Origin of the sequence: Actinomycetospora chiangmaiensis DSM 45062, from assembly GCF_000379625.1 — a bacterium.
In the GTDB taxonomy this organism is placed as follows: Bacteria; Actinomycetota; Actinomycetes; order Mycobacteriales; family Pseudonocardiaceae; genus Actinomycetospora; species Actinomycetospora chiangmaiensis.
In genome coordinates this window covers 277,857-298,976 of sequence record NZ_KB903240.1, presented here as the reverse complement: position 1 = coordinate 298,976, position 21,120 = coordinate 277,857, and the positions used below count along the sequence as shown (strand labels likewise).

Annotated in this window: 24 protein-coding genes; 17 read left to right on the top strand and 7 right to left on the bottom strand. The window is 73.9% G+C overall.

Translation table 11 applies throughout. The features are described 5' to 3' along the window. Positions 1-17 precede the first annotated feature (17 nt). Positions 18-1,949 (top strand): translational GTPase TypA, encoded by a 1,932-nt coding sequence (gene typA, locus A3CO_RS0118465; RefSeq protein ID WP_018333725.1) that lies wholly within the window; start codon positions 18-20, stop codon positions 1,947-1,949. Between the two features lie 15 nt (positions 1,950-1,964). On the opposite strand, the gene A3CO_RS33020 is transcribed toward typA, so the two are convergent. Together A3CO_RS33020 and A3CO_RS0118455 are read right to left on the bottom strand one after the other, a co-directional pair. Continuing rightward, positions 1,965-2,525, bottom strand: coding sequence for a hypothetical protein (locus A3CO_RS33020; protein WP_157647682.1), 561 nt, complete (start codon positions 2,523-2,525; stop codon positions 1,965-1,967). Beyond that, positions 2,522-3,439, bottom strand: a complete 918-nt coding sequence (locus tag A3CO_RS0118455) for a cation diffusion facilitator family transporter (protein ID WP_157647681.1) — start codon at positions 3,437-3,439, stop codon at positions 2,522-2,524. The genes A3CO_RS33020 and A3CO_RS0118455 overlap by 4 nt, the downstream gene beginning before the upstream one ends. 113 nt (positions 3,440-3,552) lie before the next feature. Here A3CO_RS0118455 and A3CO_RS0118450 point away from each other — a divergent pair, with 113 nt between their 5' ends. Both A3CO_RS0118450 and A3CO_RS0118445 read left to right on the top strand, forming a co-directional pair. After that, a complete protein-coding gene (locus tag A3CO_RS0118450) occupies positions 3,553-4,269 on the top strand; it encodes a hypothetical protein (protein ID WP_018333722.1) in 717 nt (238 codons plus the stop codon). Between the two features lie 75 nt (positions 4,270-4,344). Continuing rightward, positions 4,345-5,055 (top strand): hypothetical protein, encoded by a 711-nt coding sequence (locus A3CO_RS0118445; RefSeq protein ID WP_018333721.1) that lies wholly within the window; start codon positions 4,345-4,347, stop codon positions 5,053-5,055. Between the two features lie 11 nt (positions 5,056-5,066). Here A3CO_RS0118445 and A3CO_RS33015 read toward each other — a convergent pair whose 3' ends face one another. Then, positions 5,067-5,759 (bottom strand): DedA family protein, encoded by a 693-nt coding sequence (locus tag A3CO_RS33015; RefSeq protein WP_018333720.1) that lies wholly within the window; start codon positions 5,757-5,759, stop codon positions 5,067-5,069. Positions 5,760-5,814: 55 nt separating this feature from the next. Further along, positions 5,815-7,254 carry an NADP-dependent phosphogluconate dehydrogenase gene (gndA, locus tag A3CO_RS0118435; protein WP_018333719.1) on the bottom strand — a complete coding sequence of 480 codons (1,440 nt, stop codon included), beginning with the start codon at positions 7,252-7,254 and terminating at the stop codon, positions 5,815-5,817. 154 nt (positions 7,255-7,408) lie between these two features. Here gndA and A3CO_RS33010 point away from each other — a divergent pair, with 154 nt between their 5' ends. Then, on the top strand, positions 7,409-8,269 hold the full coding sequence (locus tag A3CO_RS33010) for a GH12 family glycosyl hydrolase domain-containing protein (RefSeq protein ID WP_084682049.1): 861 nt from the start codon (positions 7,409-7,411) through the stop codon (positions 8,267-8,269). Between the two features lie 76 nt (positions 8,270-8,345). On the opposite strand, the gene A3CO_RS0118425 is transcribed toward A3CO_RS33010, so the two are convergent. After that, positions 8,346-8,942 carry an NADPH-dependent FMN reductase gene (locus A3CO_RS0118425; RefSeq protein ID WP_018333717.1) on the bottom strand — a complete coding sequence of 199 codons (597 nt, stop codon included), beginning with the start codon at positions 8,940-8,942 and terminating at the stop codon, positions 8,346-8,348. Positions 8,943-9,091: 149 nt separating this feature from the next. On the opposite strand from A3CO_RS0118425, the gene hisD reads away from it, so the two are divergent. Both hisD and A3CO_RS0118415 read left to right on the top strand, forming a co-directional pair. Next, complete coding sequence (gene hisD, locus A3CO_RS0118420; RefSeq protein WP_051086003.1) at positions 9,092-10,381, top strand: histidinol dehydrogenase; 1,290 nt, start codon at positions 9,092-9,094, stop codon at positions 10,379-10,381. Then, complete coding sequence (locus A3CO_RS0118415) at positions 10,378-11,493, top strand: histidinol-phosphate transaminase (protein WP_018333715.1); 1,116 nt, start codon at positions 10,378-10,380, stop codon at positions 11,491-11,493. The genes hisD and A3CO_RS0118415 overlap by 4 nt, the downstream gene beginning before the upstream one ends. On the opposite strand, the gene A3CO_RS0118410 is transcribed toward A3CO_RS0118415, so the two are convergent. Continuing rightward, positions 11,484-12,056: a helix-turn-helix domain-containing protein gene (locus tag A3CO_RS0118410; protein ID WP_018333714.1), complete on the bottom strand. Its 573-nt coding sequence runs from the start codon at positions 12,054-12,056 to the stop codon at positions 11,484-11,486. The genes A3CO_RS0118415 and A3CO_RS0118410 overlap by 10 nt on opposite strands. Positions 12,057-12,115: 59 nt before the next feature. Between A3CO_RS0118410 and A3CO_RS0118405 the strand changes: the two genes are divergently transcribed. The 11 genes from A3CO_RS0118405 (at position 12,116) to hisI (ending at position 20,155) form a co-directional block, all read left to right on the top strand. Beyond that, positions 12,116-13,690 carry a bifunctional NAD(P)/FAD-dependent oxidoreductase/class I SAM-dependent methyltransferase gene (locus A3CO_RS0118405; RefSeq protein WP_018333713.1) on the top strand — a complete coding sequence of 525 codons (1,575 nt, stop codon included), beginning with the start codon at positions 12,116-12,118 and terminating at the stop codon, positions 13,688-13,690. Between the two features lie 23 nt (positions 13,691-13,713). Beyond that, the gene (gene hisB / locus A3CO_RS0118400; RefSeq protein ID WP_026204744.1) at positions 13,714-14,319 is read left to right on the top strand and encodes an imidazoleglycerol-phosphate dehydratase HisB; all 606 of its coding nucleotides are present in this window, start codon (positions 13,714-13,716) and stop codon (positions 14,317-14,319) included. A gap of 30 nt (positions 14,320-14,349) precedes the next feature. Beyond that, the gene (locus A3CO_RS38755) at positions 14,350-14,511 is read left to right on the top strand and encodes a hypothetical protein (RefSeq protein ID WP_018333711.1); all 162 of its coding nucleotides are present in this window, start codon (positions 14,350-14,352) and stop codon (positions 14,509-14,511) included. Positions 14,512-14,601: 90 nt separating this feature from the next. Further along, positions 14,602-15,273 carry a class I SAM-dependent DNA methyltransferase gene (locus A3CO_RS36060; protein WP_051085995.1) on the top strand — a complete coding sequence of 224 codons (672 nt, stop codon included), beginning with the start codon at positions 14,602-14,604 and terminating at the stop codon, positions 15,271-15,273. Between the two features lie 24 nt (positions 15,274-15,297). After that, positions 15,298-15,936 (top strand): imidazole glycerol phosphate synthase subunit HisH, encoded by a 639-nt coding sequence (gene hisH, locus A3CO_RS0118385; protein ID WP_018333709.1) that lies wholly within the window; start codon positions 15,298-15,300, stop codon positions 15,934-15,936. A gap of 99 nt (positions 15,937-16,035) precedes the next feature. Next, entirely contained in the window at positions 16,036-16,473 is a 438-nt protein-coding gene (locus A3CO_RS0118380) for a YciI family protein (protein WP_018333708.1), read from the top strand. A gap of 22 nt (positions 16,474-16,495) precedes the next feature. Further along, entirely contained in the window at positions 16,496-16,927 is a 432-nt protein-coding gene (locus A3CO_RS0118375) for a YciI family protein (RefSeq protein WP_018333707.1), read from the top strand. Beyond that, positions 16,924-18,213, top strand: coding sequence for an RNA polymerase sigma factor (locus A3CO_RS0118370; protein ID WP_018333706.1), 1,290 nt, complete (start codon positions 16,924-16,926; stop codon positions 18,211-18,213). The genes A3CO_RS0118375 and A3CO_RS0118370 overlap by 4 nt, the downstream gene beginning before the upstream one ends. A 19-nt stretch (positions 18,214-18,232) precedes the next feature. Next, positions 18,233-18,976, top strand: coding sequence for a bifunctional 1-(5-phosphoribosyl)-5-((5-phosphoribosylamino)methylideneamino)imidazole-4-carboxamide isomerase/phosphoribosylanthranilate isomerase PriA (gene priA, locus A3CO_RS0118365; protein ID WP_018333705.1), 744 nt, complete (start codon positions 18,233-18,235; stop codon positions 18,974-18,976). Between the two features lie 22 nt (positions 18,977-18,998). After that, positions 18,999-19,772 carry an imidazole glycerol phosphate synthase subunit HisF gene (hisF, locus tag A3CO_RS0118360; RefSeq protein WP_026204743.1) on the top strand — a complete coding sequence of 258 codons (774 nt, stop codon included), beginning with the start codon at positions 18,999-19,001 and terminating at the stop codon, positions 19,770-19,772. Between the two features lie 41 nt (positions 19,773-19,813). Next, the gene (gene hisI, locus A3CO_RS0118355; RefSeq protein ID WP_033414663.1) at positions 19,814-20,155 is read left to right on the top strand and encodes a phosphoribosyl-AMP cyclohydrolase; all 342 of its coding nucleotides are present in this window, start codon (positions 19,814-19,816) and stop codon (positions 20,153-20,155) included. Here hisI and A3CO_RS0118350 read toward each other — a convergent pair. Next, positions 20,139-21,104 carry a LysR family transcriptional regulator gene (locus A3CO_RS0118350; protein ID WP_018333702.1) on the bottom strand — a complete coding sequence of 322 codons (966 nt, stop codon included), beginning with the start codon at positions 21,102-21,104 and terminating at the stop codon, positions 20,139-20,141. The genes hisI and A3CO_RS0118350 overlap by 17 nt on opposite strands. Between the last annotated feature and the right edge of the window lie 16 nt (positions 21,105-21,120).

Below are 21,120 nucleotides of genomic sequence, written 5' to 3'. Positions count from 1 at the left end.
AGAAGGAAGTCATCTTCGTGACCACGACCGCACCCGAGCGGCCCGGGTCCGCCGATCACGCCCTGCGCACCGACCTGCGCAACATCGCGATCGTCGCCCACGTCGACCACGGCAAGACCACCCTCGTCGACGCCATGCTCCGCCAGTCGGGCGCCTTCTCCGCGCGTGCCGAGCTCGTCGACCGGGTCATGGACTCCGGCGACCTCGAGCGCGAGAAGGGCATCACGATCCTCGCGAAGAACACCGCCGTCCGGCGTGGGGACGTCACCTTCAACATCATCGACACCCCCGGCCACGCCGACTTCGGCGGCGAGGTCGAGCGCGGCCTGTCGATGGTCGACGGGGTCGTCCTGCTGGTGGACGCGTCCGAGGGCCCGCTCCCGCAGACCCGGTTCGTGCTGCGCAAGGCCCTCGCCGCGCGGCTCCCGGTGATCCTCGCGGTGAACAAGACCGACCGCGCCGACGCCCGGTGCGAGGAGGTCGTGAACGAGTCGCTCGACCTGCTCCTCGAGCTCGCGACCGACCTCGAGCTCGACGACGACGTCGTCTCGCAGCTCCTCGACCTCCCGGTCGTCTACGCCTCGGCCCGCGCCGGCAAGGCCTCCCTCGAGCGCCCCGCCGACGGCACCGTGCCGGACTCCGAGAACCTCGACCCGCTGTTCGAGCTGCTCCTCTCCGAGGTGCCCGCCCCGGCGGACGACCCGGACGGGACGCTGCAGGCCCACGTCACCAACCTGGACGCGTCGGCCTACCTCGGCCGCATCGCCCTGTGCCGCGTCCGGTCCGGCCGCATCCGCCGGGGCCAGCAGGTCGGCTGGTGCCGCGAGGACGGCACCGTCACCCGCGTCAAGGTCACCGAGCTGCTGCGCACCGAGGGCCTCGAGCGCGTGTCGACCGAGCAGGCGGAGGCCGGTGACATCGTCGCGGTCGCCGGCATCTCCGAGGTCACCATCGGTGACACCCTCGCCGACCCGGACGACCCGCACCCGCTGCCGCGCATCACGGTCGACGAGCCCGCCATCGCCATGACGATCGGCATCAACACCTCGCCGCTCGCGGGCCGCGACCCCAAGCCGGGCACCAAGCTCACCGCCCGCCTGCTGAAGAACCGGCTCGACGCCGAGCTCGTCGGCAACGTGTCCATGCGCGTGCTGCCGACCGAGCGGCCCGACGCCTGGGAGGTGCAGGGCCGCGGCGAGCTGGCGCTGGCCATCCTCGTCGAGACCATGCGCCGCGAGGGCTTCGAGCTGACCGTCGGCAAGCCCGAGGTGGTCACCAAGACCGTCGACGGCAAGCTCCACGAGCCGTTCGAGCGGCTGTCGGTCGACGTTCCCGACGAGCACCTGGGTGCGGTCACCCAGCTGCTCGCCGCCCGCAAGGGCGAGATGCTCGAGATGACCCACTCGACCTCGTCGGACCACGTCCGGCTCGAGTACCGGGTTCCCTCGCGCGGCCTCATCGGCTTCCGCACCGAGTTCCTCACCGAGACCCGCGGCACCGGCATCGCCAACCAGCTCTTCGACGGCTACGGGCCGTGGGTCGGGGAGCTGCGCGCGCGGCTGTCCGGCTCGCTGATCGCCGACCGGTCGGGCCCCGTCACGGGCCACGCGGTGGGGCTGCTCTCGGAGCGGGGCGAGCTGTTCGTCGGGCCCACCACGCAGGTGTACACCGGCATGATCGTCGGGGAGAACTCCCGCTCCGACGACATGGAGGTCAACATCACCCGCGAGAAGAAGCTGACCAACATGCGGTCCTCCACCGGGGACGAGCTGGTCCGCCTCACCCCGCCGCGGCTGATGTCGCTGGAGCAGTCGCTCGAGTTCTGCGCCGAGGACGAGTGCGTCGAGGTGACGCCGTCCGCGGTCCGGATCCGCAAGGTCGAGCTCGACTCGCACACCCGCAACCGCCAGCGGTCGCGGGCGAAGCAGGGTCTCGCGACGAAGTCGTAGTCCGGTCCCCGCCGGTCACGGTCGCGGCCGCACCGTGACCGGCGCCGTGGCCAGGACGTCGAGCGCCCGCATCTCCCGGCGGGCCGGGGAGCGGGCGAAGAACAGCAGGTCGAGCGGGTACCACAGCCCGATCCAGGCGATCACGAGGAAGACGCCGTTGCCCAGGACCTCCTGCAGGAACGGCGGGACCTCCGGGTCGAGGAGGTCGGTCGAGAGCAGCAGGCCGACGACGAACAGCGCACCCCCGCCGCGCAGCGACCACAGCCCCTGGCGCCAGGCCGCCCGGGACTCCCGCTCGATCCGCTTCGTGCGGGCGGTGCACCACCGGCGCAGCGCGTCCTCGAGCCGGTCGGCGACACCGTCCTCGGCGGCGGCCGCCGGGGGCAGCGTGAGCACCACGCGGCGCGGGCGGCGCAGGCCCGGGCGCCCGAGCAGCTCGCCGAGCAGTTCCTCCACCCCCGGCGTCACGCGCAGCCGGTCGCCCGGCGAGGCGGACAACGGCGCGAGCGGGTCCACCGCGAAGAGGTCCTCGGGGGCGTCGAGGTGCACGACGATCTCCTCGCGCGCCGCCGTCACCGGGTCCACCTCGGGTCGGTCGTGAAGGCCACGACCACGGAGCGCTCGTGGCCGAGCGCCGCCAGCCGCTCGTGCAGGTCGGCCCGGACCTCGTCGCAGTCCGCGACCGTCCGCACCCGCGAGGCGTCGTCGACCACGAAGTCGATCTCGACGTCCACCCGGCTGCCGACCGCGGACGCCCGCAGCACGGCGTCGCGCAGGCCGTAGCGCTCCGCCACGGCGTCCACGCACCCCCGCAGACCGAGCATGACCTCCGCGGGCGGGGACATCGCGAGGAGCTCCCGCATGGCGCGGACGACGAGGCCGGCCGGCACGCGCAGGAAGGCCAGCGAGACGAGCACGACCATGCCGGGATCGACGTAGGCGGCGAGGTCGGGACGCCCGGCGGCCACGAGACCGGCGGCGATCCCGAACCCCACGAGGACCCCCACCGACAGCAGCGTGTCGCCCTGCCACTCGGCCGCCTCGGCGCGGACGAGACCGCCGTCGCCGCGGCGCAGGAGCACCGTGATCACGGCACCGCCCGCCGTCGCGAGCACCGCGTAGCCGAGCGCCCACCCGGTGGCGACCTCCCGCCCCCCGGCGAGCAGGTCCGCGATCCCGCCGACCACCGCGTAGACCGACAGGGCGGCCAGCGCGAGCGCCTTGACCACGACGACGACGGGCTCCCACTCCTCGCGGCCCCACGGGTGCGCGTCGTCCGGGCCCCGCCGGGAGGTCCGCAGGGCCGCCACCGCCAACAGCGAGAGCCCGATCGAGGCGAACGAGTACAGGCCGTCGAACACGATCATCGACGAGCCGGCGAGCAGGCCCCACACCGAGGAGACGACGGCGAACCCGGCCGACGACCAGACCGACAGGAGCAGCAGCCGCTGATCACGTCGAGTGTCCAGGGTCTGCGCCACACGGGTCATCGTGGCGCGTCGGCCCCCCGCGGTCGAGAGCGACTCGTGACCAGCCAGGACCTCCCCCGGAGGCCCCGGATCGGTCACCGTGGGATGACGGCGCGGACGAGGAGGTCGCTCGGATGGACGTACGGCTCGAGTTCGACCCCGGTCGGCTGACGGCCCTCTGGCTGCTCGGCTCCTTCGTCGTGGTCTTCCTCGCCACGCGGTTCGTCACCCGCATGATCAGGGCCGGGCGGGGGCCGTTCCGCGACGCGAGCGTGGGCGGGGTCCACGTCCACCACCTGGTCCACGGGATCGTCCTGATGGTGCTCGCCGGGGCGGGGGAGTTCGTGTACCGGCCCGACGGCGGGTGGCGCGTCGTCCTGGCGGTCGGGTTCGGCGCCGGGATGGCCCTCGCGCTCGACGAGTTCGCGCTCTGGCTGCACCTCTCCGACGTCTACTGGTCGCCGGAGGGCCGGCTGTCGGTGGAGGCGGTGCTCGTGGTCGGCGTGCTGGGCCTGCTGGTCGTCCTCGGGGCCGACCCGTTCACCGCCGACGAACCGGGCGACGTCGCCGCGTTCGTGGTGGGCGTGGTGCTCACGGTGCTCTTCTCCGTCGTGGCGGCCCTGAAGGGGAAGCCGGGGTCGGCGATCATCGGGGTCGTCCTCCCGGTGGTCGCGGTCGTGGCGGCGGTCCGGCTGGCGCGTCCCCGGTCGGTGTGGGCCCGCCGCCGGTACCGCGAGGGATCGTCGAAGGACGTCCGGGCGCGGGCCCGCTTCCCCGAGGGACGGCGGACGCGGTGGGACGCGCTCGTGGACGTCCTCGGCGGCGTCCCCCGGGAGCCGAGCGGTCCGTGATCGCCCCCCGGGGCCTCGTGCCGGGACGGACGATCGGTCAGGCTGGGGCGGTCGCGCTCGTGGAGGAGGCCCCGGATGACCCTGTCCCTCGACGTGGACTTCGGCGCCGGTCGCCTGGCCGCCGTCTGGATGCTCGGCTCGTTCCTCGTCGTGTTCCTGGTGACGCGGTCGATCACCCGGCTCATCCGGGCCGGCCGCGGCCCCTTCCGCGACACCTCGGTCGGCGGGGTCCACGTCCACCACCTCGTCTACGGCATCGCCCTGATGCTGGTCGCCGGGGCGGGGGAGTTCATCTACCGGCCCGACGGCGTGTGGCGGACGGTGCTGGCGGTCGCGTTCGGGGCCGGTGCGGCGCTGGCGCTCGACGAGTTCGCGCTCTGGCTGCGGCTGGCCGACGTCTACTGGTCGGACGAGGGGCGACTCTCGGTCGACGCCGTGCTCATGGTGGCCGTGGTCGGCAGCCTGCTCGTGCTCGGCGCCAACCCGTTCGGCACGAGCGGCGCGGACGGCGCGCTCGGCGTGGCGCTCTCGGTCGTCGTGACGACGGGCGCCGCCGTCACCGCCGCGTTCAAGGGCAAGATCGTCACCGCGATCGTCGGGGTCCTGCTCCCTCCCGTGGCGCTCCTCGGGGCCCTGCGCCTGGCCCGGCCGGGCTCGCCGTGGGCCCGCCGCCGGTACACGCGGGGCTCGCGCCGCGACCGCCGGTCACGCGCCCGCTACCCCCACGGTGCCCGCAACCCGTGGGACCGCGTGGTCGACCTGCTCGGCGGGGTGTCGCGGACCTGAGCCGCCGACCGTCAGGACCCGTCGTCGGGAACGCGCAGGACCCGGGTCGGCGCCGCCGTCCGCCGCGCGGCCCGGCGACGCCGGTAGCGCCGGACGAGCATCACCACGACGAGCACCACCAGCAGCGTCAGCGCGATCGACTGGAGCACGCCCGCATACCGCTCGACGCGCTGCCACTGCGCGCCCAGGGCGTAGCCGCCGCCGACGAACACGGAGTTCCAGACGAGGCTGCCCAGCGCCGTGAACAGGATGAACTCCCACCACGGCATGCGGCGTTGTCCGGCCGGGACGGACACGAACGACCGGACGCCCGGGATCATGCGGCCCCAGAACACCGAGGCACGTCCGTGCCGGTCGAACCACGCCTCGGCCCGGACCACGTCGTCCTCGCCCACCAGGGGCATCCGCGCGAGCGTGCGGCGCACCCAGCGGTCGGGGCACAGCATCCCGACGAGGTAGAGCGCGATCGCCCCGACGACCGACCCCGCCGTCGTCCAGCCGATCGCCGCCCAGACCGAGAACTCCCCCCGACCCGCGGCGAAGCCCGCCAGCGGCAGGACGATCTCCGAGGGGATCGGGGGGAAGACGTTCTCGATCGCGACGACGAGCCCGGCGCCCGGGGCGCCGAGGGCGGCCATGAGGTCGGTCGCCCAACCGGCGAGACCGTCGGTGCCGGGCGGGGCCTGGAGCGGGAGCACGATCATCCAACGTCCGGAATGTCCGGTTCGCTCCCGCCCCCGGCTGAGATCCTCCTGAGACTCAGGCCTCCGACTCCGCGCGGTCGTCGGTCGCCCACGCGGTGTGGAAGGTGCCCTCGCGGTCGGTGCGGCGGTAGGTGTGCGCCCCGAAGAAGTCGCGCTGGCCCTGCACGAGGGCGGCCGGGAGCCGGTCGGCGCGGATGCCGTCGTAGTAGGCGAGGGCCGAGGAGAAGCCCGGCGTCGGGATGCCGAGCTGGGCGGCGCTCGCGACGACACGGCGCCACGAGTCCTGCGCCCCGCCGATGGCGTCCGCGAAGGAGCTGTCGGTCAGCAGCGTCGTCAGGCCCGGGTCGCGCTCGTAGGCGGCGGTGATCTCCTCGAGGAACTTCGCCCGGATGATGCAGCCGCCGCGCCAGATGCTGGCGACCTTGCCGAGGTCGATGTCCCAGCCGTACTCCTCGGCGCCGGCCTGGATCTCGTTGAAGCCCTGGGCGTAGGCCACGATCTTCGAGGCGTAGAGGGCCTGCTCGATGTCGTCGGCGAACCCCTCGGCCGCCGCCCCCTCGAGGCGGGCGCCGCTGACCCCGGGGAGGTCCTTCGCGGCGTCGCGCAGCGTGCGGTTGCCCGAGAGCGAGCGGGCGAAGGTGGCCTCGGCGATGCCGGTGACGGGGACACCGAGGTCGAGCGCGGCCTGCACGGTCCAGCGACCGGTGCCCTTCTGCTCGGCCTCGTCGGCGACGACGTCGACGAACGGCTTGCCGGTCTCGGCGTCCGCGTGCGCGAGGACCTCGGAGGTGATCTCGATGAGGTACGAGTCGAGCCGGCCCCGGTTCCAGCCGGTGAAGGTCTCGGCGATCGCGGCCGGGTCCATGCCCAGGCCCTTGCGCAGCAGGTCGTAGGCCTCGGCGATGAGCTGCATGTCGGCGTACTCGATGCCGTTGTGCACCATCTTGACGAAGTGGCCCGCGCCGTCCGCCCCGATGTGGGTGCAGCAGGGCTGCCCGTCCACCTTGGCGGAGATGTCCTCGAGCAGCGGACCGAGGCTGTCGTAGGCCTCCTTCGGCCCGCCGGGCATGATCGAGGGCCCGTTGAGGGCCCCCTCCTCGCCGCCGGACACGCCCATCCCGACGAAGTTGAGCCCCCTCTCCGAGAGGGCCTTCTCGCGCCGGCGGGTGTCCACGTAGTGCGCGTTGCCCGCGTCGATGATCACGTCACCCTGCTCAAGGAGGGGGACGAACTCGTCGATCACCGCATCGGTGGCCTTCCCGGCCGGGACCATGAGGATGATCCGCCGCGGCTTCTCGAGGGCCTGCACGAACTCCTCGGCCGAGTAGGTCGGGACGAAGGTGCCCTCGTCGGAGAAGTTCTCCGCGAGATCCGTCGTCCGCTTGTCGGTCCGGTTGTGCAGCGCGACGGCGTGGCCGTGCCGCGCGAGGTTCCGTGCGAGGTTGCGGCCCATGGTGGCGAGGCCGCTGACGCCGATCTCCGCTGTCTGACTCACAACGAGGAGAATGCCCGACAACCGGGCCCGCACACGCTCGTCGGAGTGACTTTCCCGTGACCCGCTAACAGTTGGGATCTCGGCGGCGAGGTAGGTGACGTACCGCGACGGGAGCAGACCGTTCGCGGACGGTCACGGGGGAGTACGACACACGATGACAGATCGGACGTCGGACGCAAGGGGCACCATCCAGGGTGGTCGCGCAGCGGTACGGCGCGCCGCTGCCCGGGCGACCCGTCGGACGCGGTTCCTGGTCGCTGCGATCCTCACCCTCGTGGTGGCGGGCGGCTCGGTCTTCGTCGGCAACGCGGTCGGTTCGGCCGCGACGTACGCCCAGATCTGCGACCAGTTCGGTTCCCAGGGCGTCGGCGGCAAGTACGTCGTGCAGAACGACCGGTGGGGCACGCCGAACAAGCAGTGCGTGACGCCGTTCGACACCGGCTTCTCCCTCGACGTCGCCGACGGCGCGAACAACACGGGCCCCTCGGGTTACCCGTCGATCTACCGCGGCTGCAACTACGGCTACTGCACGCCGGGCTCGGCGAACCTCTTCCCGGCCCCGGTCCGCACGCTCGGCACCGTCCGGTCGAACCTCGCGACGACGGGCCCCGACAGGACCCAGCCGGTGAACCAGTACAACACCGCCTACGACATCTGGTTCGACCCGAACCCCGCGCAGGCCGGGCGCAACACGGGCGCCGAGATGATGATCTGGCTCAACCGCACCTCGTGGGTCCAGCCCATCGGCAAGCCCTACTACGACGTCAACGTCGGCGGCGTCATCTACACCGTCTGGTACGGCAAGACCGACCTGCCGGTCATCTCCTACGTGCGCAAGACGCCGACCACCTCGGTCACGAACCTGCCGATCGACCTCTTCGTGCGGGACGCGTCCAACCGCGGCGTGATCAGGAGCACCTGGTACATGACCAGCGTGCAGGCGGGCTTCGAGCCGTGGACCGGCGGCAAGGGCCTCAAGGTCACGAACTTCTCGGTGACGCGCAACGGGCAGTAGCCCGCCCGTCCGACGGGAAAGCGTCGTTGCTTGCACCCGATGCAAGCACCGACGCTTTGCTGTCACCGGGCGTTGGTCAGGACCGGGTGCCCTGCAGCCCCAGCTTCTCGATCCACGCCGTGATGCCGTCGAGAGCCGCCTTGGCGCCGCCCTCGGTCTCCGCGGCCGGGGTGAACACGCGCTCGTCGCCCTCGCCCGAGACGTTCTTCATCGCGAACGGGATCGGCACGGCGGCGGGCACCGGGACCATGTTCAGGCCGACCAGCACCGGCCAGAGCGCCTCGGCGGCCCGGGCACCGGCCGCCACGCCGCCGTAGCTGACGATCGTGGCGGGCTTGCCTGCCCACTCGCGGTTGAGGTGGTCGAGCGCGTTCTTCAGCGCCGCGTTGAAGCTGTGGTTGTACTCCGGGGTGACGAAGACGAAGGCGTCGGCGCGCGCGATGATCGCGCTGAAGGCCTTGGTGGAGTCGAGCGTGTAGCGCCCGAAGCGGGGGTGCTCGGGCTCGGCGAACATCGGCAGGTCGACCTCGGCGAGGTCCACGATCTCCACCTCGAAGCCCTCGTACGCCCGGGCGTAGTCCGCGAACCACCGCGCGATCGGCTCCCCGACGCGGCCGGGCCGGGTGCTCGCGACGATGATCTGCAGCAGCGGACGGCGGGCGTCGTCGCTCATGGGTGCTCCTTCGTACGGCTAACAGTTGTCTCCACAACCATCCTGCACCTGATGATGTCGGACCGCCTCGTTACCCTGGGAACGTGACGACGCTCCTGACCCGGTCCGACCTCCGCGGTGGCGTCCCGGCCCCCGCCGAGCTGCGCGCGATGCTGCCGCGCGCGGAGATGAACGTCGACGCGGTCGTCGAGAAGGTCCGCCCGATCATCGACGATGTGCGCGACCGCGGGGTCGACGCCGTCCTCGAGTACGGCGAGCGCTTCGACCGGGTGCGCTCGGAGTCGGTCCGGGTCCCGCACGGGGCGCTGCGCGAGGCCCTCGACGCCACCGACCCGCAGGTGCGCGCCGCCCTCGAGACCAGCATCGAGCGCGCCCGCGCCGTGCACGCCGACCAGCGGCGCACCGACACCACCACGCAGGTCGTGCCCGGCGGCACCGTCACCGAGCGGTGGGTGCCGGTCGCCCGCGTCGGGCTCTACGCGCCGGGCGGGCTCGCGGTCTACCCGTCGAGCGTCGTCATGAACGTCGTGCCCGCGCAGGCCGCGGGGGTGGAAGGCCTCGTCGTGTGCTCGCCGCCCCAGCAGGAGTTCGGCGGCCGGCCCCACCCCCTGATCCTCGCCGCCGCGGCGCTGCTCGGCGTGGACGAGGTGTGGGCGGTCGGCGGGGCGCAGGCGGTCGCGCTGCTGGCCTACGGGGGCACCGACACCGACGGCTCGGCGCTCGAGCCGGTCGACACCGTCACCGGCCCGGGGAACGTGTTCGTCACGGCCGCCAAGCGCGTCCTGCGCGGCCGTATCGGCATCGACTCCGAGGCCGGCACCACCGAGATCGCCGTCCTGGCCGACGCGACGGCCGACCCGGTGCACGTCGCGGCGGACCTCATCAGCCAGGCGGAGCACGACCCGTCGGCGGCGTCGGTCCTCGTGACGACGAGCCCGGAGCTGGCCGACGCGGTCGACGCCGAGCTGGCCGCGCAGGTCGGCACCACGAAGCACGACGAGCGCATCCGCACCGCCCTGTCGGGCCCGCAGTCGGGCACGATCCTGGTCGCCGACCTCGACGCCGGGGTCGCGGTCGTCGACGCGTACGCCGCCGAGCACCTGGAGATCCAGACCGCCGACGCGTCGCGCGTGGCCGCCCGGATCCGCAACGCCGGCGCGATCTTCGTCGGGCCGCACAGCCCGGTGTCGCTGGGCGACTACTGCGCCGGCTCCAACCACGTGCTGCCCACCGCCGGGTGCGCCCGGCACTCCAGCGGGCTGTCGGTGCAGACGTTCCTGCGCGGGATCCACGTCGTGGACTACTCCGAGGACGCGCTGCGGGAGGTGGCCGACCGCGTGGTCGCCCTCGCCGAGGCCGAGGACCTCCCCGCCCACGGCCAGGCGGTCGCCGCCCGGTTCGGGAACCGTCGGGAGTGGACCGGGGGACAGCGGCGATGAGCGATCTCATCGGCGCGGGGGTCGAGCTCGCCGACCTCCCGCTGCGGGACGACCTGCGCGGCCGCTCGCCCTACGGTGCGCCCCAGCTGCAGGTGCCGGTCGCGCTCAACACCAACGAGAACCCGTTCCCGCCGCCGCCCGCGCTCGTCGACGACGTCGCCGCGGCCACCCGGGAGGCGGCGGCGACGCTGCACCGCTACCCCGACCGTGACCACGTCGCCCTGCGCACCGCCCTCGCGGAGTACCTGACGACGGCCACCGGGGTGCCGCTCGCCCTGGAGAACCTCTGGGCCGCGAACGGCTCGAACGAGGTGCTCCAGCAGCTGCTCCAGGCCTTCGGCGGTCCCGGGCGCCTCGCCCTCGGGTTCGAGCCGAGCTACTCGATGCACCCGATCCTCGCCGCGGGGACGCGGACCGACTGGGTCCCCGCGCCCCGGCGGGACGACTTCTCGCTCGACGCCGCCGCCGCGGTCGACGTCGTCCGGGAGGCCGCGCCCGACGTCCTGTTCGTCACCACGCCGAACAACCCCACCGGGCAGTCGATCGAGCTCGACGAGCTGGCCGCGATCGCGGACGCCGCGCCGGGGATCGTCGTGGTGGACGAGGCCTACGTGGAGTTCTCCGCCGGGCCCAGCGCCGTCGAGCTGCTCGCGACGCACGGGCACAAGCTCGTCGTCAGCCGCACGATGTCGAAGGCGTTCGCGTTCGCGGGCGGTCGGCTGGGCTACCTCGCCGCCGCCCCCGCCGTCGTGGACGCGCTCATGCTGATCCGGCTCCCGTACCACCTCTCGGCCCTCACGCAGGCCGCGGCGCTCGCCGCGCTGCGCCACGCGGACGAGACCCTGGCGTTGGTCGCGACGCTGTCCCGCGAACGCGACCGGATCGCGGCGGCGCTGACGGAGCTGGGGTACGCGGTGGTCCCGTCCACGGCGAACTTCCTGCTCTTCGGTGGCCTGCCGCACGCCGACGCGCACGCCACGTGGCAGGCCTTCCTCGACGCGGGGGTGCTGATCCGCGACGTGGGGATCCCCGGGCACCTGCGGGTCACCGTCGGGACCCCCGCGGAGAACGACCGGTTCCTCGAGGTGAGCGCCGCCCTGCGTCAGGTCTGACGCGTCCGGATGTGCGCCCGCTCGCCCTGGGGCCCGAACAGGGCGAGGATCTCCGCCGGCTCGTCCCCGCCGTTCGCCATCGCGTGCGGGACGTGGGTGTCGAACTCGACCACCTCGCCCGGACGCAGCACGACGTCGTCGTCACCGAGCCACAGCCGCACCTTCCCCGACAGCACGTAGGCCCACTCGTACCCCTCGTGGGACTGCTGCTCGAGGTCCCGCCCGGGATGGCCCACGGGCATGATCAGCTTGTAGGCCTGCAGGCCCCCGGGCCGACGGGTGAGCGGGAGCATCGTCAGGCCGCCCCGGTGCACGGGCCGCATCCGTACCCGCGGATCGCCCGTGGGCGGCGCGTCCACGAGCTCGTCGAGCGCCACCTGGAACGCGCGCGCCAGGGGGAGCAGCAGCTCCAGCGTCGGCTTGCGGCCGCCCGACTCCAACCGCGACAGCGTCGACAGCGAGATGTTCGTCGACGCGGCCACGTCGGTCAGCGTGAGGTTGCGCGCCGTGCGCAGCGCCCGCAGCCGCGGACCGACGTTGTCGAGGATGTCGGCGTCGTCCATGTTGCCGTTATAGCAAGAACATTTGCCGATCGGCCACGGTCGGGCGCAGAGTCGTCGCCATGACCGAGAACTGGGACGTGATCGTGGTCGGCGGCGGGACCGCCGGCCTGGCGGCGGGGCTGACGTTGGCCCGTTCCCGACGGCGGGTGCTGGTCGTCGACGCGGGCGAGCCGCGCAACGCCCCCGCCGCCCACATGCACAACTACCTCGGCCGCGAGGGTGCCTCGCCGGCCGCCCTGCTCGCCGACGGGCGGGTGGAGGTCGAGTCCTACGGCGGGGTGGTCCGGCGCGGTGTGGTCACCGCCGCCGCATCGTCGGCGGCCGGCGGCTTCGAGGTGACCCTCGACGGCCCGGGCGAGCGGAGCGACGGGGGGACGACGCGGAGCGCCCTCCACGCCCGACGGTTGGTCCTCGCCACCGGGGTCGTCGACGAGCTGCCCGACGTCGAGGGCCTGGCCGCGCGGTGGGGCCGCGACGTCCTGCACTGCCCGTACTGCCACGGCTGGGAGGTCCGCGACCGGCGGATCGGGATCCTCGCGACGAGCCCGCTCGCACTGCACCAGGCGCAGCTCTTCCGGCAGTGGAGCGACGACGTGGTGCTGTTCGCGAACGACGCCCTCGACCTGGGCCACCACGCCCACGACGAGCTCGCCGCCCGGAACATCGAGGTGGTCGGGGGCAAGGTGACCCGGCTCGTCGTCGGGGACGCCCTCGAGGGCGTGGAGCTCGCGGACGGCTCCCGGGTGGCGGTCGACGCGCTCGCGGTGGCGACGGTCGTGCACGCCCGCGGCGAGGTCGCCGCGATGCTCGGGCTGCCGCTGGTCGAGATGCGGACGGGGGACGTCGTCGTCGGCGAGCACGTCGCGAGCGACGCGCAGGGCCTCACCGCGGTGCCCGGGGTCTGGGCGGCCGGCAACATCACCGACCTGCGCGCCACCGTGATCGTCGCGTCGGCGCAGGGGGTGGCGGCCGCGGCGGCGGTCAACGCCGACCTCGTCGCGGAGGACGTCCGGCTCGCCCTGCACGCGGGCCGGGACGGCAGCCCGGAGTTCTGGGAGCGGTTCTACGCCGAGCGCGACCAGGTGTGGAGCGGGCGGGTGAACGCCGCCGTGGCGGCGACGGCGGAGGCGCTCACCCCGGGCCGGGCGCTCGACCTCGGCGCCGGGGAGGGCGGGGACGCACTGTGGCTCGCCGAGCGGGGGTGGGAGGTCACTGCCACCGACGTCTCGCAGACCGCCTGCGACCGGATCGCCGGGCGTGCGGGCGACCGGCCCCTCACCACCGAGCGGCACGATCTGACCGAGACCTTCCCGGCGGGGGAGTTCGACCTGGTGACCGCGTCGTTCCTGCACTCGCCGCACCCCGACTTCCCGCGCACCGCCATCCTGCGGCGCGCGGCCGCGGCGGTGGCGCCGGGCGGGACGCTGCTGGTGCTCGGGCACGGCCGGCTCGCCCCGTGGTCGTGGGACCCGTCGCTGCGCCTGCCGACGGCGCCCGAGGTCCTCGCGTCGCTGGAGCTCGGGCCGGAGTGGGAGGTCGTGCGGGCGGCATCGCCGGAGCGGGTGGCCACCGGGCCCGACGGGCAGGAGGCGACGATCACCGACGAGATCGTGGAGGTCCGGCGGCGGCCGTGAGCCGGTGCGTCACACTGGAGGGCATGAGCCGCACCGGGCGCGTGGAGCGCGTGACCAAGGAGTCGAGCGTCCTCGTCGAGATCGACCTCGACGGGACGGGACGCACCGAGGTCGCCACCGGGGTGCCGTTCTTCGACCACATGCTCGACGCGCTCGGCAAGCACGGCAGCTTCGACCTCGTGGTCCGGGCGACCGGCGACGTGGAGATCGACGCGCACCACACGGTGGAGGACGTCGCGATCGTCCTCGGGCAGGCCCTGCGGCAGGCCCTCGGCGACAAGTCCGGCATCCGCCGCTTCGGCGACGCCTGGATCCCGATGGACGAGGCGCTCGCCCAGGCCGTCGTCGACGTCTCCGGTCGCCCGTACTGCGTGCACACCGGGGAGCCCGAGCTGATGACGGGCTTCGTGGTCGGCAACAACTACCCGACGGTGCTCAACCGGCACGTGTTCGAGTCGATCGCCTTTCACGCCGGCATCGCGCTGCACGTCCGGGTCACCGGTGGGCGGGACCCGCACCACATCACCGAGGCCGAGTACAAGGCGATCGCGCGGGCCCTGCGCGCGGCCACCGAGCCCGACGCCCGGTTGCACGGCGGGACCGCGTCCACCAAGGGCGTCCTGGGTTAGGCGAGCGAAGCGACGGGAGGGAGATTCAGCGTGAGCGGGGCCCAGCTCCTGGCCCTCGGCCTGCTCCTCCTCGCGGGTTTCCTCATCGGCGGCGTCATCAGTTTCGGCCGCGAGCGGCGCTGGATCCCCGCCGTGGTCCTGACCCTGCTGGCGGTCGTCGCGGCGGTCGCCGGAGTGCTGCGCCTCGTGTGATCCGGCTCCCCGGGTGGTGGTCGGTGGTGCGCGGTTGAAGTCCCGTCCCCGGGGAACCAGGAACGGGACGCGAGGCACGGGGTGGTGGGCGTGGAGACGCAGCAGGGCGGCCGGAAGGCCGAGCACTTCGGGGCGCGGGCGCGCGCGGCCACGGACGCGTCCGAGGCCCGTGAGGTCTACGACGAGTGGGCCCCGACGTACGACGAGGACCTCGGCGGCCCCCACGGCGACGACTACCCGCTGCCGGGGATCGTGGCCGACGTCGTCGCCCGGCTCGACGAGCCCGAGACCGACGTGCTCGACGCGGCGTGCGGCACCGGCCTGGTGGGTGCGGCCCTCGCCCGTCATGGGTTCACCTCGGTCGACGGGCTCGACGTCTCGCCGCGGATGATCGCCCACGCCCGGCACCGCCGCGTCTACCACGACCTCGGGCCGGCGGACCTCACGCAGCGGCTGCCCGGCGCCCCCGACAAGTTCGGCGTCGTGACGTGCGTGAACGCCCTCGAGCCGGGCCACCTCCCGGCCTCGGCGCTCGTGGAGTTCGCCCGGGTGGTGCACCGGGGCGGGCACATCGTCCTCACGGTGCACACCGAGGGCTGGGCCGAGATCGAGCACCACCTGCGCCGCCTCGCCGCACGCCGGATCGCCCGCATCGTCGAGACCGGCGAGCAGCCCCTGCACCCCTCGACGGGCGCGTCCCACGTGGTAGCCGTGCTCGAGGTGGTGGCGGCGTCGGCCCCGACGACGGGCCCGGGCTGGTAGGTCCGCGCCGCTAGGCTGGGGACCATGTCGACTCCACCCCACGTCGTCGTCCTCGACTACGGGTCGGGCAACCTGCGGTCCGCGGAGCGGGCGCTGGAGCGGGCGGGCGCCAAGGTCGAGGTGACCGCCGATTCCCGGGCCGCCATCGACAGCGACGGGCTCGTGGTCCCCGGGGTCGGCGCGTTCGCGGCCTGCGCGGCCGGGCTCCGGGCCGTCGGCGGCGAGCGGATCCTCGAGCAGCGGCTCGCGGGCGGCCGCCCGGTGCTGGGCATCTGCGTCGGGATGCAGGTGCTCTTCGAGCGCGGCGTCGAGTTCGGCGAGGAGGCCGCCGGGGCCGGGCAGTGGCCGGGCACCGTCGAGAAGCTCCACGCCGACGTGCTGCCGCACATGGGCTGGAACACCGTCTCGGCCCCCGCGGACTCGCAGCTGTTTGCCGGCATGCCCGCCGACGAGCGCTTCTACTTCGTGCACTCCTTCGCCGCGCGGCGCTGGGAGCTCGAGCCCGTCGAGCCCTTCACGCCCCCGAAGGTGACGTGGGCGCACCACGGCGAGGACTTCGTCGCCGCCGTCGAGAACGGGCCGCTGTGGGCCACGCAGTTCCACCCCGAGAAGTCCGGCGACGCGGGGCGTCGGCTGCTGGAGAACTGGCTCGCGGTGCTCTAGGAGTTCTCCCGACGCCGGGTGTCGAAGGCCGGTCCGCCCGTTCGACGTGGGGGTGCGGGCCGGGAGTCACCCGGCCGCCGAGGACGCGAGGAGCATCCGATGCGCTACATGATGATCATCCAGGCCCCCGAGTCGGCCTTCCCGACCGACCCGGCCGCCATGAACGAGTCCTTCGAGTCCATGGGTCGGTACAACACCGAGCTGGTCGAGGCCGGGGTGCTGCTCGCCGCCGAGGGGCTCGCATCGAGCGCCGAGGGCTTCACGGTGACGAAGGACGACCCGGCCTCGGAGTCCGCGATCGTCACCGACGGGCCGTTCACCGAGGCCAAGGAGCTCATCGCGGGCTTCTGGATCCTCGACGTCGCGTCCCGCGTCGAGGCCGAGCAGTGGGCGCGGCGCTGCCCGGTCGGTCCGGGGGTCACCCTGGCGGTGCGGCGGGTCCACGAGTTCCGCGAGTTCGCCGACATCGCGCCCGCCGAGGTGATCGACGGCGAGGCGGCGCTGCGGCAGCGCATCGCCGAGCGCAACGCGCGTTGACGGACCGGGCAGGATGCCGCCCATGCGTTTCATGCTCGTCCTGACCTACGACGAGGCCGAGGCCGCCGGCCGCCCGCCCGAGCCGGAGATCTTCGAGGAGATGGGCCGCTTCAACCAGGCGATGGTCGACGCGGGCGTCCTCCTCGCCGGTGAGGGCCTGGCCCCGAGTGCCCAGGGCGCGATCGTGGCGTTCTCAGACGGCGAGGAGGAGCCCACCGTCACCGACGGCCCGTTCACCGAGCTCAAGGAGCTGATCGGCGGCTTCTGGATCCTGCGGGTCGACTCCCTCGACGAGGCCGTCGGCTGGGCCCGTCGTGCCCCCTTCCGACACGGCGAGCGCGTGCAGATCCGGCGCGTGTTCGACCCCGAGGACTTCGCGGGCGTGGCCCCGGAGGAGGTCATGGAGTCCGAGGAGCGGATGCGGGCGCAGGTGGCCGAGCAGCACGGGTCATGACGACGACGGGGCCGCGCGATCCGTTCGCCGTCCTCGACGCCGTCTGGCGAACCGAGTCGGCGCGGATCGTGGCCGGGGTCGCCCGCGTGGTGCGCGACGTGGGCCGGGCCGAGGAGCTCGCGCACGACGCCCTCGTCGCGGCCCTCGAGCAGTGGCCCGGCGAGGGCGTCCCCGACAACCCGGGCGCGTGGCTGGCCGCGACGGCGCGGCGCCGGGCGATCGACACGATCCGCCGCGAGCAGACGTTCGCCCGCAAGGCCGAGGAGGTCGGTCGGGCGGAGTCGCACCGGGTCGCCCCGGACGCGGCGGACGTGGTCGCCGACCCGACCCGGACGGTCGGCGACGACGTGCTCGCGCTGCTGTTCGCGACGTGCCACCCGGTGCTCGCCCGGGAGTCGCGGGTGGCGCTGACGCTGCGGCTCTTCGGCGGTCTGACCACCGACGAGATCGCCCGCGGCCTGCTCATCGCGTCCACGACCGTCGGGCAGCGCATCTCCCGCGCGAAGAAGCGGCTCTCCGCCCAGGGGGTCGAGCTGGAGATCCCCTCGGCGGAGGAACTGCCCGCCCGGTTGGGCGCCGTGCTGGAGGTCGTCTACCTCGTCTTCAACGAGGGCTACACCGCGACGGCGGGCGCCGACTGGGTCCGTCACGACCTCTGCGACGAGGCCATGCGGCTGGGTCGCCGCCTGGCGGCGCTGCTGCCCGACCGGGCCGAGGTGCACGGCCTGCTCGCCCTCATGGAACTGCAGGCCTCGCGGTTGCGGGCGCGCACCGGCCCCGACGGCCGTCCGGTCCTGCTGGCCGACCAGGACCGTGGGCGCTGGGACCGGCTGCTCATCGGGCGCGGGCTCGCGGGACTGGCACGCGCCCGGGCGCTGGGCGGCGCCGACCCGTACACCCTGCAGGCCGCGATCGCCGCCGAGCACGCACGGGCCGGCAGCGTCGACGCCACCGACTGGGCCCGGCTCGCGGAGCTCTACGGGGAGCTGGCGGCGGCGTCCCCGTCCCCGGTGGTGGAACTCAACCGGGCGGTCGTCGTCGGGAAGGCGTCGGGTCCGGCCGCGGCGCTGGCGATCGTCGACGGGTTGCGGGAGACCCCTGCCCTCGCCCGCTACCACCTGCTCCCGGCCGTCCGGGCGGACCTGCTCGTGCAGCTCGATCGCCCCGCCGAGGCCGCCGCGGAGCTCGAGCGCGCGGCCGGGCTCGCGTCCAACCAGGCCGAGCGGGATCTCCTGCGACGACGGCTCGAGGATCTGCGGGAGGCCTCGCTCGGGGGTCGGGCGTGACCACTAGGCTCACGGACCCGTGAGCTTCGACCTGCTGCCCGCCGTCGACGTCGTCGACGGCCAGGCCGTCCGCCTCGTCCAGGGCGAGGCGGGCACCGAGACCGGCTACGGCGATCCCCTCGACGCGGCCCGCGGCTGGGTCGACGACGGCGCGGAGTGGATCCACCTCGTCGACCTCGATGCCGCGTTCCGGCGGGGCTCGAACGCCGAGCTGCTGGCCGCCCTCGTCGAGCAGGTGCCGATCAGGGTCGAGCTGTCCGGCGGCATCCGGGACGACGACTCGCTGCGCCGGGCCCTCGACACCGGCTGCGCCCGGGTCAACATCGGGACCGCCGCGCTCGAGGACCCGGCCTGGTGCGCGAAGGCGATCGCGGAGTTCGGGGACCGCGTGGCGGTCGGCCTCGACGTCAACATCCGGGACGGGGAGCACCGGCTCGCCGCCCGCGGGTGGGTGTCGGACGGCGGGGACCTGTGGGACGTCCTCGCCCGTCTCGACGCGGAGGGGTGCGCCCGCTACGTCGTCACCGACGTGGGCCGCGACGGCACGCTGACCGGCCCGAACACCGACCTCCTGGCGGCGGTCTGTGCGCGGACCGACGCGCCGGTGGTGGCCAGTGGCGGGGTCGCGACCCTCGACGACGTGCGGGCGCTCGCGGCTCTCGCCCCGCAGGGTGTGGAAGGCGCGATCATCGGCAAGGCCCTCTACGCGGGGGCCTTCACCCTGCCCGAGGCACTCGACGCCGCGGCCCGTCCGGCCCGGTAGGCCGACTCAGTAGGCTGATCGCATGGGTGTGGCCGTCCGTGTGATCCCGTGCCTGGACGTCGACGCCGGGCGCGTGGTCAAGGGCGTCAACTTCGTCGACCTCCGCGACGCCGGGGACCCGATGGAGATGGCGCGGCTCTACGACGCCGAGGGCGCCGACGAACTGACCTTCCTCGACGTGAGCGCGTCGTCGGGGGAGCGGGAGACGACCTACGACGTGGTCCGCCGGACCGCCGAGCAGGTGTTCATCCCGCTGACGGTCGGCGGCGGGGTGCGGACGAACGAGGACATCGACAAGCTGCTGCGGGCCGGCGCGGACAAGGTCGGCATCAACACCGCCGCGATCGCCCGCCCGGAGTTCCTCGGCGAGTCCAGCCGCCGGTTCGGGTCGCAGTGCATCGTGCTGTCCGTGGACGCCCGGCGGGTGCCGGCGGACGGGAGGCCGACGCCCTCGGGGTTCGAGGTGACGACCCACGGTGGCCGGCGCGGCACCGGCATCGACGCGCTGGAGTGGGCGCAGCGGGGGGCGGAGCTCGGCGTCGGGGAGATCCTGCTCAACTCGATGGACGCGGACGGCACGAAGAACGGCTTCGACCTGGAGATGCTCCGGCGGGTGCGGTCCCTGGTGGACGTGCCGGTGATCGCGTCCGGGGGAGCGGGCGCGGTCGAGCACTTCGCCCCGGCGGTCGAGGCGGGCGCGGACGCCGTGCTGGCCGCCAGCGTGTTCCACTTCGGCATGATGCGGATCGGCGAGGTCAAGGACGCGCTGCGGGAGTCCGGGGTGGAGGTCCGATGACCACGACCGGAGACGCGGCGCAGCGGAGCTCGACCGGCGTGATGACGCCCGAGCTCGCCGCCCGCGTGCGGTGGAACGCCGACGGCCTGGTGTGTGCCGTGGTGCAGCAGTACGACACCCGCGAGGTCCTCATGGTGGCGTGGATGTCGGACGAGGCCCTCACCCGCACCCTGGAGACCCGCGAGGCCACCTACTGGTCCCGGTCCCGCCAGGAGCTGTGGATCAAGGGCGCCACGAGCGGGCACACGCAGGCCGTGCACGAGGTGCGGCTCGATTGCGACGGCGACACCGTGCTGGTGCTGGTCGACCAGCAGGGCGCGGCGTGCCACACCGGCGACCGGACCTGCTTCGACGCCGACGTGCTGCTCACCGACGAGGGCTGAGCGGGGACTCCCGGGCGGTGGTGCCCGGGACGTGCGGGGCGTACGGCGCCGTGGCGGCCACCGTCGTGCGCAGCGCCGCGACGGCCGCCCGCACCGCCGGGGTCTCACGGTCCGACCGCCACACGGCGTCGACCGTGCGGGCGAGCACCGGGGTCGTCGTCAGCATCCGCACCCGCGACGGCACGGCGGGCCGGGCGAGGCGGGGCACCATGGCCGCCAGCCCGGCCCCGGCCACCAGCTCGAGGTGGATCGCGAAGCCGCAGACCCGGCTCGTCACCCGGGGCTCGACGCCGGCCCGACGCAGGGTGTCGAGCAGCCAGTCGTGCGCCCGCGAGCTCCGGGTGTCGGCCACCCACTCGAGATCCGCGTCGGCGAGCTCGACGAGGGCGACGTGCCCGGCGGCGGCCAGCGGGTGTTCCCGGGGGAGGGCGAGGTCGAGGACGTCGTCGCAGAGCTTCGTGCGGCTCGTGCCCGCCGGTGAGGGCGACGGCAGGCCCTCCCAGTTCTCGACGACGGCGAGGTCGAGATCGCCCGCGAGCAGCGCCGGCATCGTCTCCTCGGCCTCGCCGTCGTCGAGCAGCACGGTGAGGTCGGGGTGCGCGGCCCGCAGCCGGGCGAGCGTGGCGGGTGCGAGGGCGTGGGCCGACGTCGGGATCGCGCCGATCCGCAGCGGGCCGACCACCTCGTCGTCGAGGCGGTCGAGGTCGCGGCGGGCGGCGGCCATCCGCGCGAGCAGCGCGGCGGCGTGGCCGGCCAGGACCAGGCCCGCCGGCGTGAGGCGGATGCCGCGGCCGGCCGGCTCGGTCAACCGGTGGCCCGCCTCGCGTTCGAGGGTGGCGAGCTGCTGGGACACCGCCGAGGGCGTCAGGTGCAGGGCCGTGGCCGCCCGGCCGACGGTGCGGTGGGTCGCCACCGCGTCCAGCGCCTGCAGCCGCGCGATCCCGAACATGCAGCAGAGCTTACGA